15 protein-coding genes are annotated in these 17785 nt (G+C 46.2%); 11 read left to right on the forward strand and 4 right to left on the reverse strand.

Annotated features, from left to right (window positions below; translation table 11 throughout):
- Nucleotides 1–6 precede the first annotated feature (6 nt).
- From D1614_RS03265 to mtnP, 6 genes are all read left to right on the forward strand, one after another.
- Entirely contained in the window at nucleotides 7–1827 is a 1821-nt protein-coding gene (locus D1614_RS03265; protein WP_119436463.1) for a family 43 glycosylhydrolase, read from the forward strand.
- A gap of 11 nt (nucleotides 1828–1838) precedes the next feature.
- On the forward strand, nucleotides 1839–4124 hold the full coding sequence (bglX, locus tag D1614_RS03270; protein WP_119436464.1) for a beta-glucosidase BglX: 2286 nt from the start codon (nucleotides 1839–1841) through the stop codon (nucleotides 4122–4124).
- A gap of 10 nt (nucleotides 4125–4134) precedes the next feature.
- Nucleotides 4135–5766, forward strand: coding sequence for a sulfatase family protein (locus D1614_RS03275; RefSeq protein ID WP_119436465.1), 1632 nt, complete (start codon nucleotides 4135–4137; stop codon nucleotides 5764–5766).
- Nucleotides 5767–5821: 55 nt separating this feature from the next.
- Entirely contained in the window at nucleotides 5822–8212 is a 2391-nt protein-coding gene (locus D1614_RS03280) for a glycoside hydrolase family 95 protein (RefSeq protein WP_119436466.1), read from the forward strand.
- Between the two features lie 116 nt (nucleotides 8213–8328).
- Nucleotides 8329–9432 carry an S-methyl-5-thioribose-1-phosphate isomerase gene (gene mtnA, locus D1614_RS03285; RefSeq protein WP_119436467.1) on the forward strand — a complete coding sequence of 368 codons (1104 nt, stop codon included), beginning with the start codon at nucleotides 8329–8331 and terminating at the stop codon, nucleotides 9430–9432.
- A complete protein-coding gene (gene mtnP, locus D1614_RS03290) occupies nucleotides 9429–10178 on the forward strand; it encodes an S-methyl-5'-thioadenosine phosphorylase (protein ID WP_119436468.1) in 750 nt (249 codons plus the stop codon). Before mtnA ends, mtnP begins: the two co-directional genes overlap by 4 nt.
- A 535-nt stretch (nucleotides 10179–10713) precedes the next feature.
- Here mtnP and D1614_RS03295 read toward each other — a convergent pair.
- From D1614_RS03295 to D1614_RS03305, 3 genes are all read right to left on the reverse strand, one after another.
- Entirely contained in the window at nucleotides 10714–10923 is a 210-nt protein-coding gene (locus D1614_RS03295) for a dodecin family protein (RefSeq protein WP_119436469.1), read from the reverse strand.
- A gap of 200 nt (nucleotides 10924–11123) precedes the next feature.
- Entirely contained in the window at nucleotides 11124–11492 is a 369-nt protein-coding gene (locus D1614_RS03300) for a DoxX family protein (RefSeq protein WP_119436470.1), read from the reverse strand.
- A gap of 194 nt (nucleotides 11493–11686) precedes the next feature.
- A complete protein-coding gene (locus D1614_RS03305; protein ID WP_147383993.1) occupies nucleotides 11687–12832 on the reverse strand; it encodes an HU domain-containing protein in 1146 nt (381 codons plus the stop codon).
- A gap of 158 nt (nucleotides 12833–12990) precedes the next feature.
- On the opposite strand from D1614_RS03305, the gene galE reads away from it, so the two are divergent.
- From galE to D1614_RS03330, 5 genes are all read left to right on the forward strand, one after another.
- Nucleotides 12991–14019 (forward strand): UDP-glucose 4-epimerase GalE, encoded by a 1029-nt coding sequence (galE, locus tag D1614_RS03310; RefSeq protein ID WP_119436906.1) that lies wholly within the window; start codon nucleotides 12991–12993, stop codon nucleotides 14017–14019.
- A gap of 132 nt (nucleotides 14020–14151) precedes the next feature.
- Nucleotides 14152–15207, forward strand: a complete 1056-nt coding sequence (rfbB, locus tag D1614_RS03315) for a dTDP-glucose 4,6-dehydratase (protein WP_119436472.1) — start codon at nucleotides 14152–14154, stop codon at nucleotides 15205–15207.
- Nucleotides 15208–15219: 12 nt separating this feature from the next.
- Nucleotides 15220–15627 carry a hypothetical protein gene (locus D1614_RS03320; RefSeq protein WP_119436473.1) on the forward strand — a complete coding sequence of 136 codons (408 nt, stop codon included), beginning with the start codon at nucleotides 15220–15222 and terminating at the stop codon, nucleotides 15625–15627.
- Nucleotides 15628–15952: 325 nt separating this feature from the next.
- The gene (locus tag D1614_RS03325; RefSeq protein WP_306439025.1) at nucleotides 15953–16504 is read left to right on the forward strand and encodes a 30S ribosomal protein S16; all 552 of its coding nucleotides are present in this window, start codon (nucleotides 15953–15955) and stop codon (nucleotides 16502–16504) included.
- Between the two features lie 221 nt (nucleotides 16505–16725).
- Nucleotides 16726–17253 carry a ribosome maturation factor RimM gene (locus D1614_RS03330; protein ID WP_119436475.1) on the forward strand — a complete coding sequence of 176 codons (528 nt, stop codon included), beginning with the start codon at nucleotides 16726–16728 and terminating at the stop codon, nucleotides 17251–17253.
- Here D1614_RS03330 and D1614_RS03335 read toward each other — a convergent pair.
- On the reverse strand, nucleotides 17239–17661 hold the full coding sequence (locus D1614_RS03335; RefSeq protein WP_119436476.1) for an acyl-CoA thioesterase: 423 nt from the start codon (nucleotides 17659–17661) through the stop codon (nucleotides 17239–17241). The two genes, D1614_RS03330 and D1614_RS03335, sit on opposite strands and share 15 nt — an antisense overlap.
- Nucleotides 17662–17785 lie beyond the last annotated feature (124 nt).

A 17785-nucleotide genomic window follows, 5' to 3' on the forward strand; every position in this document is an offset into this window, starting at 1 on the left:
GATGCGATGAATTTACTTTGGGCAAAACATAAGTTGGCAGTAACAATAGCCGCGTTAACTCTTTCGTTGAGTACGGCTTGGACGCAGGAAATAGTTCCGCAAACGTATTGCAATCCGCTGGATATTGATTATACCTACATGGTTTATAACTCCGCCAGAAATATATCCTATCGTTCGGGTGCCGATCCGGCGGTGATTGAATTCCGCGGTGAATACTACATGTTCGTCACCCGCTCTTTTGGCTACTGGCATTCCACCGACCTGGTAAATTGGAACTTTATCAAACCGGTTCAGTGGTTTTTCGAAGGTTGCAACGCACCAACAGCTTTTAATTACAAAGACTCGTTGGTGTACTTTGCCGGCGATCCGGCCGGTTACGGAAGCATTCTTTATACCGATGATCCCAAAAGCGGAAAGTGGACACCCACGGCATCGATCAGCAATAATATTCAGGATTCTGAATTGTTTATTGACGACGACGGGAAAACCTACCTGTATTGGGGATCTTCAAACGTGTATCCGATCCGGGTGAAGGAACTGAACAAAGACGACCGGATGCTGGAAACCGGAGTAAAAGCCGACCTGATCAACCTCGACGAGGAAGAACACGGCTGGGAACGTTTTGGCGAGAACAACTTCCATCCTACGTTAAAGGAAGGGTACATGGAAGGGGCTTCGATGACCAAACACAACGGAAAATATTATTTGCAGTACGCAGCTCCCGGAACACAATTTAATGTTTACGGAGACGGCGTCTACATCGGTGATTCGCCGCTGGGGCCCTTCACTTATATGAAAAATAACCCCATGAGTTTCAAACCCGGTGGGTTTACCAACGGCGCGGGGCACGGAATAACCGTTAAGCAAACCAACGGACAATACTGGCATTTTGGTACCATGGCACTGGCTTCGAATTCGCATTGGGAAAGGCGCCTTTGCATGTTCCCAACGTATTTTGACAACGAGGGGCTGATGCATTCCAACACGGCTTACGGAGATTATCCGCGTTTTGGCCCCGACCACCCTACCAAGGCAGGCGAGCACTGCGGCTGGATGTTGCTTTCCTACAAGGGAAAAACAAGCGTTTCTTCGTCGCAAATGCAGATCAAAAAGAGCACTTCTACTGACAATGATTACGACATTACCGAAATGCCGCTGGAGAAAAGCAGCGAAGGCGAAATTCTTTCACAAGTGCTGACGGATGAAAACCCGAAATCATTTTGGGTGGCCAGTGCCAACAACGACCAGCAGTGGGTAAAGATTGAAATGCTGAATCCGGGGAAAATTTATGCCTTCCAGTTGAATTATCACGATCACGAGTCGGGTATTTATACCCGTACCGAAGGCTTGCGTCACCGGTTTACCATTGAAGTATCTGAGAATGGTACCGATTGGCAAACCGTAGTCGACCGCAGCAATAGTTACAAGGACTCGCCCAATGCATACATCGTACTCAACCAGCCTGTTAGCGCCAGGTTTGTGCGGTACAACAACATAGAGGTTCCCGGGAACAACCTGGCCTTGTCCGAAATCCGCGTATTTGGTTTGGGATTTGGGAAAAAACCGTCGGCCGTTAAAGGCTTTTCCGTAAAACGGGAAGAAGACCGCCGTGATGCCACTCTCAGCTGGAATCCGGTAAAAGGGGCGCAGGGCTACAACATTCGCTGGGGAATTGCCCCCGATAAGCTCTACCATTCGTGGCAATTGTACGATGATACCGAATTACTGATGCGCTGTCTGGATAAAAACACAAGCTACTTTTTTACAATTGAAGCTTTTAATGAAAATGGAATTTCAGAAAAATTACCTGTTCAGGAAATAAAATAAATGTTTGGAAAATGAAGAAACTGATTTTTATACTACCCGCTTTATTATTGCTGATGAGCTGTCAGCCCAAGGAGTCCGGTTCGGGCAAGAGTGATATGGATGCATTCGTGAATGATTTGATGTCAAAAATGACTATCCAGGAAAAAATTGGACAGTTGAATCTGGTTACTCCGGGTGGAGGCATTCTGACCGGTTCGGTGGTGAGTACCGACGTGGAATCAAAAATTAAAAACGGCCAGGTAGGTGGGATTTTTGGCGTTTACGGACCCGAAAAAACACGCCAGGCGCAAAAACTGGCGGTGGAAGAAAGCCGTTTGGGGATTCCCATGTTGTTTGGCTCAGACGTTATTCACGGCTACAAAACCACTTTCCCGTTGCCGCTTGGTTTGGCAAGTTCGTGGGACATGGAACTGATCGAAAAAACAGCACAAATTGCAGCAAAGGAAGCTACCGCCGATGGTATTTTCTGGAACTTTTCGCCGATGGTCGATATTTCACGCGATCCTCGCTGGGGCCGTATTTCAGAAGGTTCGGGGGAAGATCCCTACCTGGGCTCGCAAATTGCAAGGGCCATGGTAAAAGGATATCAGCAAGATGATTTAACACGTTCGAACACCATGATGTCGACCGTGAAGCATTTTGCCTTGTATGGCGCTTCCGAAGCTGGTCGCGATTACAATACGGTGGATATGAGCCGCCTGCGAATGTTTAACGATTATTTTCCTCCTTACAAAGCTGCTGTCGATGAAGGCGTGGGCTGTGTGATGTCGTCGTTTAACGATGTGGACGGAGTTCCTGCATCCGGAAACAAATGGCTGCTTACCGATGTACTGCGTAATCAGTGGGGTTTCGACGGCTTTGTGGTTTCGGATTACACTTCGGTGAACGAAATGATCGCCCACGGAATGGGGGATTTACAAGCTGTTTCGGCGCTGGCTTTAAAAGCCGGTCTTGATATGGACATGGTAGGGGAAGGTTTTCTGACCACGCTTGAAAAATCGCTGGAAGAAGGAAAAGTAAGCGAGGCAGACATCAACCTGGCTTGCCGCCGGGTGTTGGAAGCAAAATACAAACTGGGATTGTTTGACGATCCGTACCGCTATTTTGACGATGCACGCCCCGCAAAAGATATTCTCACTGCTGAAAACCGGAAAGTGGCACGCGAGGCTGCCGCACGCACCATGGTTCTGCTGAAAAACGAGGAGCAGCTGCTTCCGCTGAAAAAGTCGGGAACCATCGCGTTGGTAGGTCCGCTGGTTGACAGCCGCAACAACATGCTCGGAACCTGGGCGCCCACCGGCGAAACCAGATACGCAGTTACTGTAAAAGAAGGATTCGAAAACGTGGTGGGCGAGAGCGTGAATGTTCTTTATGCCAGGGGCGCCAATATTTCTGATGATCCTGAATTTGCTGCCAAGATCAATGTGTTTGGGCCTAAAATCGAGATAGATGAACGTTCGCCCGAAGCTATGATCAATGAAGCTCTTGCAGCAGCAAAAAAAGCTGACGTGGTGGTAGCCGTGGTTGGAGAGGCAACAGAAATGACCGGAGAATCATCGAGCCTGACGGATATTTCACTTCCTGAGTGCCAAAAGAAACTGGTGCGCGCCCTGGCCAAAACCGGCAAACCGCTGGTAGTGGTTAATATGAGTGGCCGCCCCATGACCATTGGCGAAGAGAACGAACTGGCTGACGCATTGTTGCAAGTGTGGCATGCGGGCGTGGAAACCGGAAATGCACTGGCTGACGTTATTTTTGGCGATTACAACCCATCCGGAAAACTTACGGCAACATTCCCGCGCAATGTTGGGCAAATTCCGATTTACTATGCCCTGCGAAATACGGGAAGACCGCAGGACGGCGAGCAGTTTACCAAGTTTAAATCGAATTACCTCGATGTTTCAAATACGCCGCTTTTTCCCTTTGGTTACGGCTTGAGCTACACCCGTTTTGAGTACAAGGAACTGGTTCTGGATAAATCAACACTGACCAATACAGATGAAATAAAAGTATCGGTTTCAGTGACCAATACCGGTAATTTTGATGGCGAAGAAGTGGTGCAGTTATATGTACGCGACGAGGTGGCTTCAATCACCCTTCCGTTGCGCGAGTTAAAAGGTTTCCAAAAAGTATTTATTCCAAAGGGAGATACCAAAGAAGTAGTGTTTACACTGCGTGCCGGAGATTTGGCCTTTTATCATTCTGATCTCTCATTTTCGGCTGAACCCGGTGAATTTACCGTTTTCGTGGGTGGTGATTCCAATGCTTCGTTATCAGCTAAATTCAGTTTAGAGTAAAATCATGTAAATGGTGCTAAAAATCAATAAGATAATTTGGGTGCTGGCAGGTGCGACTTTCGGCTTACTGTTTTCCTGCCAGCCCAAAGCTGAAAAATCCGGTAGGCCGAATATCATTTTTATTATGAGCGACGATCATGCCTACCAGGCCATCAGCGCTTACAGTGATAAACTGATTGAAACACCGAATATCGACCGGATTGCAGACGAGGGAATGCTTTTCACGAATGCGTGTGTGAGCAATTCAATTTGTGCGCCGTCGAGGGCAACGATTTTAACCGGAAAACACACGCACATTCACGGGAAGATCGACAACAATTTTCCGTTTGATACAAGCAATGTTACCTTTCCGCAGTTGTTGCAGGATGCCGGTTATCAAACCGCCATGTTTGGGAAATTGCATTTCGGAAATAATCCCAAAGGCTTTGATGAATTTATGATTCTTCCGGATCAGGGCGATTATTATAACCCGGAATTTATTACGCGCCAGGGAGACACCACCATCCAGGGATATGTTACGGACATTATCACTGATCTTACGCTCGACTGGCTGGGGAAAAGGAAGGAAGAAAAGCCTTTTATGCTGATGTATTTGCACAAAGCGCCGCACCGCGAGTGGTTACCGGCCGAAAGACATTACCGTGAGTTTACCCAAAAAACATTTCCGGAGCCCGAAACCTTGTTCGACGATTACAAAGGCAGAGGCACTGCTGCCCGCGAGGCAGAAATGAATCTGCTGAAACACATGACCGTTTCGGCCGATAACAAAATCTATCCGGAAGTGGCCAGGGAACTGGGGGTTCAGGAACCGTCGGAATGGGGTTTTAACGTTTTTAAAAGTAAATATGCCCGTTTTACCGAAGCGCAAAAAGCACAATGGGATGCGGTTTACGGACCCATCAACGAAGAATTTGCGCAACTGTATCCGAGCATGAACGATTCGGCTTTTATGCGTTGGAAATACCAGCGATACATGCAGGATTACCTCGGGTGTATTGCGGCCGTGGACGAGAATGTGGGCCGCCTGCTGGATTACCTCGACAAGAATGGCTTGAGTGAAAACACAATGGTGGTTTATACATCTGACCAGGGATTTTACCTCGGGGAACACGGCTGGTTCGACAAGCGTTTTATCTACAACGAGTCGTTTAAAACACCGCTGTTGGTAAAGTGGCCGGGGAAAATTGCGCCCGGATCGGTATCGGACGAGATGGTGCAGAACCTCGACTTTGCACAAACATTTCTGGAGGCAGCGGGAGTTCAAGCTCCGGATGACATGCAGGGCGAAAGCCTGGTTTCATTGATGGAAGGCAAAAACGACCAGTGGACCCGCGATGCAGTTTATTATCATTATTACGAATATCCGGGATTTCATATGGTGAAACGCCACTATGGGATGGTTACAAAAGAGTTTAAACTGGCCCATTTCTATTACGATGTGGATGAATGGGAACTTTACGACCGGCAGAAAGATTCGCTGGAATTAAACAACGTATACAACGATCCGGCCTATGTCGGTGTGGTAGAATCACTCAAGGAACAACTTATACAAATCCGGGAGAAATACAAGGATTCGGATGAGCTTGATCAGATGTTTATCGATCGCTACAAAGAAAAAGGGCTGATTAAGGAAAAGAAATAAATCCCAAAATATTTTATTTGTAAGTTTGGTAGCTGCAAATACTAAGCTTACAACAATGAAACCCGGAATCTGCCTTTTTACAATTCTGATGCTTGCATCGTTCTTTTCATGTTCTGTTTATACCGAACCCGAAAAAGCTTTGGACCCTTCATTGGTTCTTTGGTACGATCAACCCGCCGAAAGCTGGACCGAAGCGCTACCCATTGGAAACGGACGGTTGGGGGCCATGATCTACGGCAAAACCGGAAATGAGGTCATTCAGTTTAACGAAGAAACCTTGTGGACAGGGCAGCCGCACGATTATGCACACAAAGGTGCTTACAAGGTATTGGATAAATTACGCGAGCTACTTTGGGAAGGGAAGCAGAACGAAGCACACCGACTCGGTAACGAAGCTTTTATGTCGGAGCCGTTGGGGCAACTTTCTTACCAGCCATTTGGCGATATTCTACTCAATTTTCCGGGACACGAAAATGCAAGCAATTTCAAAAGAAAGCTGGATTTAGAAGATGCTGTTTCTGTCGTAAGCTACGATGTGGATGAAGTAAACTACAAACGTGAGATTTTTGCTTCGGAGCCGGAACAAGCGCTTGTTGTGAGATTGTCGGCAAGCAAAAGAGGGAAGCTCAATTTTTCGGCCGGTCTTGCCTGTCCGCACGATGATTATACGGTTTTAGTAAGGGGCGACCAGGTAATTCTGAAAGGCAGGGTAAATAATTATCCGGCAGAAAAAGTAAGAACAGGCGCTCCTTATCCTGAAAGTAAACTTACTTTCGAAGCCCGCCTGAAAATCGTGAACGAAGGAGGCGGTCTGATCGAAGAAGACGGAAAAATCAGGGTGACCAATGCCAATGCCGTAACGCTCTACCTGGTGGGAGCAACCAGCTTTGTCAATTATCAGGATATCAGCGGCGATCCAACCAAACGTTGCGAAAATTATTTGGCCAACCTGGAGGGTAAATCGTATGAGCAGATCAGGCAAAATCATATTACCGATTATCAAAAGTACTTTAAGCGGGTTAACATTGACCTTGGAAAGTCGGAGGCGTCCAACCGCCCTACCAGCGAACGTTTGTCAACCTTTAAACAGGATGAAGACCCAAGCCTGGTGGCCTTGTTGTATCAGTTTGGCCGTTATTTGCTGATTTCGTCTTCGCGGCCGGGAACACAACCCGCCAATTTGCAGGGCATTTGGAACGACCGGCTGGCTCCGCCGTGGGATAGCAAGTACACTATCAACATTAATACGGAAATGAATTACTGGCCGGCTGAGATGACCAATCTTTCGGAGTTGACAGATCCTTTGATCAGCATGGTGCAGGATTTGTCTGTAACCGGGCAAAATGTGGCCAAAGAGCATTACAGCGAAGAAGGCTGGGTAACACATCACAACACCGATATCTGGCGGGGCGCAGCGCCCATCAACAATGCAGATCACGGCATCTGGCCAACGGGAGGAGCGTGGCTGAGTCAGCATTTATGGTGGCATTACCAGTTTAATGGAGATAAAGAATACTTAAAGAAGTCGGTTTATCCGGTTCTGAAAGAGGCGTCGCGGTTTTTTGCCGGCTACCTGGTTCCCGATCCAAAACACCCGGAGTGGCTGGTGAGCGGTCCGAGTAACAGCCCCGAAAACGGCGGACTGGTTATGGGGCCAACGATGGACCACCAGATTATCCGTGAGCTTTTTGCCAATACAATGGAAGCTGCACAAATTTTAGGTGTGGACGATGATTTGGTAGCAGAATTAAACGCGAAAAGAGAAAAAATTGCGCCCAACCAGATCGGGCAGTACGGACAGTTGCAGGAGTGGCTGGAAGATAAGGACGATCCGAACAACCAGCACCGGCATGTTTCGCATTTGTGGGGCCTGCATCCCGGCAATGAAATTCATCCTTTAACAACACCCGAACTGGCAGAGGCTTGCAAAACAACGCTGGCCCAACGGGGTGACGGAGGAACCGGGTGGTCGCGAGCCTGGAAAATCAACTTTTGGGCGCGTTTGCTCGATGGCAATCATTCATTTCTGTTGCTCAAAAACCTGATGGTGCCTTCTGTGAATCCCGAAACCGGAAAAGACCAGGGCGGTTTGTATGCCAATCTTTTTGATGCACACCCGCCTTTCCAGATCGATGGAAATTTTGGCGCTACTTCCGGAATTACGGAGATGCTTCATCAGTCGCATTTGCGGGATTCGAAAGGGATTTATTTTCAGGACATTCTTCCGGCCTTGCCTTCGGCCATCTCCAGCGGGAAAATTAGCGGGATAAAAGGTCGCGGCGGTTTTGAATTGTCCATCGTTTGGGAAAACAATGAGCTGGTATCGGTGGAAGTAAAGTCGCTGCTTGGTAATCCGCTAAATGTGCGGTACAAAGGTGTTACCATCACAACCCTGACAGAAAAAGGAGAAATCTATACTTTTGCGAGGGACGTGTTCAACGGTTAATCAAAAGAATTCCCCGAGCTTTGCCTCGGGTTTCGCTTTTTCTCCCCTGAAAAGAGGGGAGATGTTCCGGAGATCCGGAGCAGAGGGGTAAAAGTTAAAACAGAAAACAAAGTAAAATGAGAATTGGAGGAAGGCATTATCATACAATCTGGATAAAGGAAAACGATGCTGCAATCGTTCAGGTGATCGATCAGCGAAAGTTGCCCTTTGCGTTTGAGGTGATGAATATAAGAACGGTGGAAGAGACTTTTTTTGCCATTCGCGAGATGGTGGTGCGGGGGGCACCTCTTATCGGAGTGACCGCTGCTTACGGAATGTATTTGGCGCTGCTAGAATGTAATGAGAGAGATCCTGAACAACACTTGTTGGAAAAGGCCACCTACCTGAAATCTTCGCGCCCAACCGCCGTTAACCTGGCTTTTGCAGTAGATGAAATGGTGGATTTTATCCTGCAGCACAAAACAGAGGCAGACCTGGTGGAAAAAACACTGGAGAAAGCCCAGCAGCTAAAACAAGCTGAAATCGACTTTGGGGATAAAATTGGTGAAGCAGGACTTGAAATTATTGAAAAGATATTTGCAGAAAAGCAGGGAACGGTCAATATTTTGACGCACTGCAATGCCGGATGGCTGGCCTGCATCGATTGGGGAACAGCTACTGCTCCCATCTACAAAGCGCACCTGAAAGGAATTCCTGTGCATGTTTGGGTGGATGAAACCCGGCCCCGAAACCAGGGAGCACGACTCACGGCATTTGAACTGGGGGAAGAAGACGTTCCGCACACCGTGATTCCCGACAACACCGGCGGGCATTTGATGCAACACGGAATGGTGGACATGGTAATTGTTGGGAGCGACCGAACCACTGTTAGCGGCGACGTAGCCAATAAAATAGGTACTTATCTGAAAGCTTTGGCGGCGAACGATAATGGTGTTCCTTTTTATGCAGCACTTCCTTCATCAACTTTTGACTGGGAAATGGAAGATGGAGTGAAAGAAATTCCTATTGAACAACGAGCCGCCGAAGAAGTGGCCGAAATAGAAGGCTGGAATGGACAAGCCGTGCAAAGTGTTCGTTTAATCCCTGAAAAAAGCCCAGTTGCCAATTATGGTTTTGATGTTACCCCGGCCCGGCTGGTAAGCGGTTTAATCACCGAACGTGGCGTGTGTGAAGCCAACAAACAAAGTATTTTAAATCTTTTTCCGAAATACAAAAAATGACAAAAATTGCAATAATCGGAGGCTCCGGCCTGGAAGATCCGGCGATTCTTCAGAACCCAACAGAAGTAGCAGTTGATACACCGTACGGAAAACCTTCGTCGGCGTTTAAGTGTGGAAAAATCGGTGGTACCGAAGTGGCGATCCTATCCCGTCACGGGCGCGATCACTCCATTCCTCCAACGCAGGTGAACAACCGGGCGAATATATGGGCGATCAGGGAACTGGGATGTACACACATCATCGTTACCACGGCCTGCGGTAGTTTGCGCGAAGAAATTGGCAGGGGAGACCTGGTGATCCTCGATCAGTTTATCGATTTTACGCGACACCGCGGAATTACTTTTCACGAGAGCTTTGAAAACGGGGCTTTAAACCATACGCCCATGGCCGATCCTTTTGATGGTTCGTTGCGCAACAGACTGATCGAAAAAGCAGCGGAGCTAAAGTTGCCGTTTCATCCGCAGGGAACCGTGATAACGATCGAAGGCCCTCGGTTTTCCACACGCGCCGAATCAAAGATGTTTCGTATCTGGGGGGCCGATGTCATCAATATGTCGGTAGCGCCCGAGTGTATCCTTGCCAACGAAATCGGAATTCCGTATGCAGCTATCGCGCTGAGTACCGACTACGACTGCTGGAAAACCGATGAGGCTCCCGTTACCTGGGAAGAGGTGTTAAAGGTTTTTAACAGGAATGTGGAAAACGTTCTCGGGCTACTGGTAAAAACAATCGCTTCTTTTTCCTAAAGCAAAAATTCGTATAAAAAACAGGTTTTAAATGATATGTTTTGGCATGGCATTTGTAAAATATCAAACAAATGCTTCAAAGCCATGAAAGCATATCGTTCATAACCGTTCAGTTAGTACTATTATAAATTTAAGCCAACCTGCTTCGTTTGGCTGTCAATTTTCCGGCGGCGTCCGTTTTAAGATGCCGCTTTTTTTGTGTCCAAAAGTAAATAAGCACGCCCAACAGACATGATTTACGGGTAAGGACACAATTATTATTCATTCTCACATTGATTTGACTTATACCTTCATTTCGCAAGTACTTTTATTTCACGCTGATTGCGCCGATTACCGCAAATTTTATTTCACCCAAATGGGTAAAATTATTTTCAGCGTAAATCTGCGTTATCTGCGTGCTGTTGGATTCAGCTTGCGGAATGAAGGTAGTAATCAAAAGCAAAATGCAGGGCTTTTCTGATCACGCTCAAAGAACGTGGGTTTCTAAATTGAACTAAAAAGCGCTCAGCAGAAATGGCTGCCAGCGCTTTTGGGTTTAGCCTTCGTATTTAAACGAAACTTTCATTTTTACCCTGTAAAACTCGATCACACCGTCTTTCAGGTGCATGTCCATTTCACACACTTCGGCAACCCGCAGGTCGCGCAACGATTTTGATGCAAGGCTGATGGCATTTTGAGCAGCTTTTTCCCACGATTCAGGACTGCTTCCTACCAGTTCAATGACTTTGTAAACGCTGTCTGGCATAGCTTCTCATTTTTTGGTTAATAATCAAGTAATTGAAAGTGCGTTCTTTTACGAGGATTTTGCAGAATTGTTTGGATGAAGGAGGCAGTTCCGGCAATATGTTTTTGAGTAACTAAATGTCAGGTCAATCCTGAAATTAGTGAGTTTGAACGGCCATTCTTATTGAATCACGTTCAAAATCTCTTCACCGCCGGAGAGGTTTACAAATAAAGGTAAAAGCGCGCAGTGGCTACAAAAGCGGTTGCCACCAACAGCAAAATGTTGGTTTGGAATTCGCCACGGTCTCCTCTTTTGAAATTGATAATGGCCGCCAAAAGCATGATGATGGCCAGGCCCAGGGCCGAAATGGGGATTACTAAATTGCTGATGGGATACAAGCCCGGAAAAAACAGTCCAAAGCCCCCGAGCGATTCCAGCGACCCGATTATCCTTACTTTTTTGGCCGGCATTTCGGCAGTCCAGTCCATTGCCTTTTTTAGCTTTTCCATCGGAACGACGGCTTTTACAAGGCCCAGTGTAAGAAAAACAGCTGCCAGTATTACTTGAAGAATCCAGAGAAATACATCCATTTCAGGCTTTTTTAAGTGATAACACTTGATTCGAATGGTTGTTCATCCCGATTTAACGCACACTTGCGTCTATCGGGCTAATACCTAAACGTATAAGTGCCCTGAAATATTGGAAGAGGCATCTTAAAAAAGCAAGTTACCGGTAAAAAAGTGCTCAATCGCACCTGGCGAAGGTATTTTTAGGTAGGGAAAAGCTATTTTTCCAATACCCACACTCCTGACCCCGGATTGGCTTCCGAGTACTCGTCTTTGGCTTTCAATGCTTCGCTTTCGGTTTTGTAACGGGCAATACCAACAATAAAGAAATTACCATATTTCCCCAGATGAAAGGGTTCGTAACCCTGTTCTTTTAGCTGTTGTAAATAGGTGTCGGCATTTTCCTGTGCCTTGAAGCTTCCCCCAATCAGGAAGAATCCGGTTGAGTCGCTCAGTTTCTCTTTTTCCGGCTCAGGAACTTGAATTGTAAGACTGTCGGCTGCTACTGTAACCATACTGTCGGACTGAATGGAATCGGTGGTAAGCACCGGAGTTTCTTCTTCTATCTTTGTTTCAACCGGCGGAGTTGTTTGAGTTGGCTCTGCAGGTTGTTTGTCCTTCATAAAAAGAAAAACAGCTACCCCGATTAAGGGGACGAGAACCAACAACAGCCACCACCAGCCGCCTTTGCGTTTTTTCTCTTCGTTGGGTTCCGGAGTTACAACAGGCGCAGGCTCCGGAATTTTTTCTTCTTCCTTCTCCTCAACTTCCTCTTGCTCTTCGGCAACTACCTGCGGAGCTTCTTCGGATGTTTCTTCTTCCAGCGATTCTGTTTCTACAGTATCCGCCGGTTCATCCTCCAGAATTTCCGTATCGGCAGCTTCTGAAGTTTCTTCAACCGTTTCGGGTTCGGCCGGTGTTTCTTCTGCTTCCGAAGCTTCCGGAATTTCCGGTTCTTCAAGCGAAGTGGTTTCCAGACCAAATGAATCGAGCGAAAGCGGCTGATCATCCTCCGAAAGGAAACCAAGCTCTCCTTTTTCGTTCCGGTAGAAAGTTCCGATACCGTCCAGGCTTACTTTTTCCCCTTTATCAAGTTTATACAACCAGTTGTCGCGTTCTTTTTCAATTTTCTGGAGGGCTTCAAAATGAGAGTCACGCGTGTTGTCGGCCACGTAGCCTACCAAAAGGCCATCGTTGTTCCGGATCTGCGGGTTAAAGGTCAGACGGGTGGAAGGTGGCTTGATCTCATCACTGTCTTCACTGATCTCAGCGGGTTGATACTCCTGAATAAACGCGCCAAATCCCGGGATGATCACCATCTCGTGGTCCGGCAAAAGTTGTTGTATAAACTTGTGTAACTTCACGGTTGATAATTTTTCAGGCGTAAAATTAATAAAATTCGCCGTTACTGTCTTTTTCGCTTTTTCAGGTTAAATTTTCAGGAATGCGCTTATTACAATCTCTCTTTGTGATTGAGTAAAAGCATGTTTTTATACTTTTGAAGCTCAAAACCAAAAACATTATGGCAGATAAAATTTTAGTGACCGGCGGAACCGGTTATATCGGTTCGCATACCGTGGTTGAATTGCAGGCGTCAGGTTACGAGGTAATTGTGGTGGATAACCTGTCGAACTCAAGCATCGACGTACTCGACAACATTGAACAAATTTCGGGGATCCGGCCCGCATTCGAACAGTTCGACCTGGCGGATGGAGCAAAAACCGAAGACTTTTTCACCCGAAACAAAAATATTGCGGCCATTATTCATTTTGCGGCATCGAAAGCCGTGGGCGAGTCGGTGGAAAAACCCTTGCTGTATTACCGCAACAACCTGGTGTCGCTGATGAACCTGCTCGATTGCCAGATAAAATACGATGTTCCGAACATTGTTTTTTCTTCGTCGTGTACGGTTTACGGCCAGCCCGAAGTACTTCCGGTGACTGAAAAAACGCCGCGAAAAGATGCCGAATCGCCTTACGGAAATACCAAACGTGTTAACGAAGATATTCTGAACGATACGATTCACGCGAATCCGCAGTTGAAAGGGATTGCGCTTCGGTATTTTAACCCGATCGGTGCGCATCCGAGTGCTCTGATTGGAGAATTGCCGCTGGGCGTTCCGCAAAACCTGGTGCCTTTTATTACCCAAACGGCTGCCGGTTTACGCGACGAATTGAAAGTTTTTGGCGACGATTACGATACGGTTGACGGATCGGCCGTTCGCGATTACATCAATGTGGTGGATTTGGCCAAAGCCCACGTGGTGGCAATCAACCGCTTGCTGCAAGGGAAAAACAAAGCCAATTACGAGATTTTTAACCTGGGAACAGGCACCGGACTTTCGGTGCTGGAAGTGGTTACCGGTTTTGAAAAAGCAACCGGCGTAAAACTCAACTATAAAATCGTAGGCCGCCGTGCAGGTGACATCGAAAAAATATGGGCCGATACCACTTACGCCAACGAAGAGCTGGGGTGGAAAGCCGAAAAAGGGACGGAAGAAACTTTGCTTTCGGCCTGGAACTGGGAAAAACGCGTCAGAGGAATTAAGTAGTCCTTTGAGGCCCGAATAAAGAAAGAGGAAGGAGCGTGCTGTTTCAGCATACTCGTTCCTCTTTGTGTTTTCATTTATTTTTCTGAGTTTTCCGGTCAATTCTTCTATTTTTGTTTTAAAATCAGACACAGCATGAAGAAAACAATATTGGTTACAGGTGGTGCAGGGTTTATTGGCTCGCACGTGGTTCGTTTACTGGTAAACAAGTACCCGGAATATAAGATTGTCAACCTCGATAAACTGACGTACGCCGGGAATTTGGCTAACCTGAAAGACATTGAAGGCCAGCCCAACTACGAATTTGTAAAAGGCGATATTGTGGATGCTGATTTTATACAGAAACTGTTTGACGAAAAACAGTTCGATGGCGTGATTCACCTGGCTGCCGAATCGCATGTAGATCGCTCGATTTCAAACCCCACCGAGTTTGTGTATACGAATGTAATCGGTACGGTTAACCTGCTGAATGCGGCGAAATTTACCTGGAAGGATAATTTGGAAGGGAAAAAATTCTATCATATTTCTACCGACGAAGTGTATGGTTCGCTGGGCGACGAAGGAATGTTTACCGAAGAAACGCGTTACGATCCGCACAGCCCTTATTCGGCATCAAAAGCCAGTTCCGATCATTTTGTGCGGGCTTACTGCGATACCTTTGGATTGCCAACCGTGATTTCTAACTGCTCGAACAACTATGGTTCGTACCAGTTTCCGGAAAAACTGATCCCGCTTTTTATTCACAACATCAAAAACAACAAGCCGCTGCCGGTTTACGGCAAAGGCGAGAACATTCGCGACTGGCTGTGGGTGGTGGACCATGCCCGGGCCATTGATGTGATTTTCCACCAGGGGGTGATTGGCGAAACCTACAACATCGGTGGTTTTAACGAATGGACCAACATCGACCTGATCCGCGTGATGTGCCGGAAGATGGATGAAAAACTGGGGCGTCCGGCGGGTGAATCCGAAAAACTGATCACTTTTGTGAAAGACCGCGCCGGGCACGATCTGCGCTATGCGATCGATGCTACCAAAATTAAAAACGAACTGGGCTGGGAGCCTTCGCTTCAGTTTGAAGAAGGCATTGAACTGACCATTGAATGGTACCTCGAAAACACCGAATGGCTGGAGAATGTTACTTCGGGCGATTATCAGAAATATTATGAAGAGCAATATGTAAAAAGATAATATTGTCAGTAAATGGATCCGTCGGTACTCCAAATAGTAGACCACTTTCTTGGCGAAAAAAGAAAAGGGAAAGATTTCACTGAAATAGGAAGAGAACTCAAAAAGTTGAATCTCAAGGATGAAACGGTCAAAGAGATTTTAAAGGAGATTGATCGTCAGATTTTTTTGGAAGAAGCTGTTACAGTAAAGCAAAAGGGAATAAATGAGTCAATTTGGATTGGATTAGTGCTGATAGTTCTGGGAGTTGTCTTCACAATCGGTTCTTTGACCGGATTTATAACAGGAGGACATGCAATTGTTTTGATGTATGGGCCTTTAATCGCAGGAATTGTCCTGGTGGTGAGAGGCACCAGAAAAAGAAAAAATATTGCAGGTTTTTCAAAGGATATACGAGCAGGTTATTTCCGGAAACGTCATTAAGTATTAACAATAGTCCCGTAGCCGGTTTTACTGAAAGTCCAGTTCTTCGTAAGAACGTTTTTTTGGATATAAGGACGTTAGAGAAGGTGTTCATTCGTCCAAATTTCAGGCAAAGCACGCGAAGTTGTTTTTAAGAACCCAAAATCAAATATTGACAATCAATAATCTGCGAGCTTTGCGGGAACTCGATTTTGTCAAATCCTGAGACACTGTCGTTTGTGGTTGATTCGATAAAATTCAGGGTATAACTTTCAGGAACAGAAATTTATACTATCTTTGCGCCACATTTTTCAAAAACAAATAAAGTAGAGTTATGCCAGTAAAAATGAGACTCGCGCGACACGGTCGCAAACGCTACGCATACTACCACATTGTAGTAGCCGATAGCAGGGCGCCACGAGATGGCAGGTATATTGAGCGGATTGGCACGTATAATCCGAATTCTAATCCTGCTACTATTGATCTCGATTTTGACAAAGCTTATGATTGGCTTGTTAAAGGCGCACAACCTACTGACACCGTTAAGGCAATTTTGTCTTACAAAGGTGTGTTGTACAAAAAACACCTGATGGGTGGAGTGAAAAAAGGAGCATTTGATGAAGCGGAAGCCGAAAAACGTTTGGACAAATGGATGGCAGAAAAAGATGCCAAGATCCAGGCCAAAGTTGACCGTTTGCAAGGCGAAGTTGATTCAGCCTTTAAGAAACAAATGGAGGCTGAAATTAAAATCAAAGAAGAAAGAGCTGCTGCTATTGCTGCAAAAAATGCAGAACTGGCCGCTGAAGCTCAGGCTGCTGCTGCCGAGGCAGAAGCCGAAGAAGCTCCTGAAACTGAAGCACCTGAAGCTTCAGCAGAAGAACAAGGTGCGGAATCTTAAGAAAGACTCACATCTTATGATAGAAAGCCATTCGTTCATTAACGGATGGCTTTTTTGTTTTGTGAAATACCCATTTCTCTTCGTGTTTCTTTGTGGATCCTCTGCGGTTCTTTGTGTAAACTTCTTTTTCTTCTTGCACAAAGTACCTCTACGAAAGTAACAAGAGCTCCAAAGTTGTATCTCTTCCATAAAATTCAACACAATTTGTCTATTTTTGAAGTATGGAAACAATACCAAAAACCGATTGCGAAAAAATAGGATTCTTCCGGAAAACACACGGTGTACACGGCGAAGTAGTGCTCGAATTCGAAGAGCATTTTGAATATTCGGTGGAAGAAGCCGAACGTTTTTTTGTGGAACTCGACGGTTTGCTGGTGCCGTTTTTTATTGCTGAAGATGGTTTGCGCTTTAAATCGTCGAAATCGGCCATCGTAAAATTCGACTGGGTGGATACCGAAAAATATGCCAAGCGCCTGATTGGGGCTTCGGTGTATCTTTTTCTGGATGAAATTGTGGATGAACCACTGGAGAGCGAAGCACTGCTAAAAGGCTTTGTGCTTTTTGATGCCGAAAAAGGCGAAGTGGGAGAGATCGAACAGGTGGACGATTATTCGGGGAATGTGGTGCTGACCGTCAAACACGGCGATGAAGAACTGCTGGTTCCTTTTCACCCGGAATTTGTGGTGGAGATTGACGAGGAGCAAAAACGTCTTATCCTGAACCTGCCGGAAGGATTAATTGAGGGGTAAGCCCGGCTCGTAAGCTTTGATTTTATTCCTCCACTCATCCGGAATAAGCTCCGATTTTTTATGTTGCATATGGTAACAAACCAAAACCGTAGTGCACAAAGCAGCTGGCTCCGGGTTTCCTTTTTTGAACAATTGCTGGGTCATTTCCAGGCTCTTTTCTCCGAGCGACGAAATATGCGTTTGTACTTCAATCTGGTCTTCCAGGTAAATGGGTTCGAGGTAATCAACCTTTACCGAAGCAATCACCAGTCCCGTTTCTGTCCAACTGATTAGCTTGCCCAATACTTTCTCAAAATAATTGAGCCGGGCCAGGTCGAAAAACTCCTGGTATTTTCCGTTGTACACATGGCCCATCAGGTCCACATCGTTAAACCGAAGTTGAATGGAAGTGGTATGTATATCGCTCATTTTATCCGTGTTTTAAAAATTACAAAGTCGCTGCCTTCCCGGTGCTTTGAGTACTCTTCTTCCGAAAGAACAACCAAAATTGAACTTTTTTTCCGATGTAGTGCAACTTTGCGCATATTTGTCC

The sequence above is a fragment of the Maribellus luteus genome (assembly GCF_003576475.1).
Lineage (GTDB): Bacteria > Bacteroidota > Bacteroidia > Bacteroidales > Prolixibacteraceae > Draconibacterium > Draconibacterium luteum.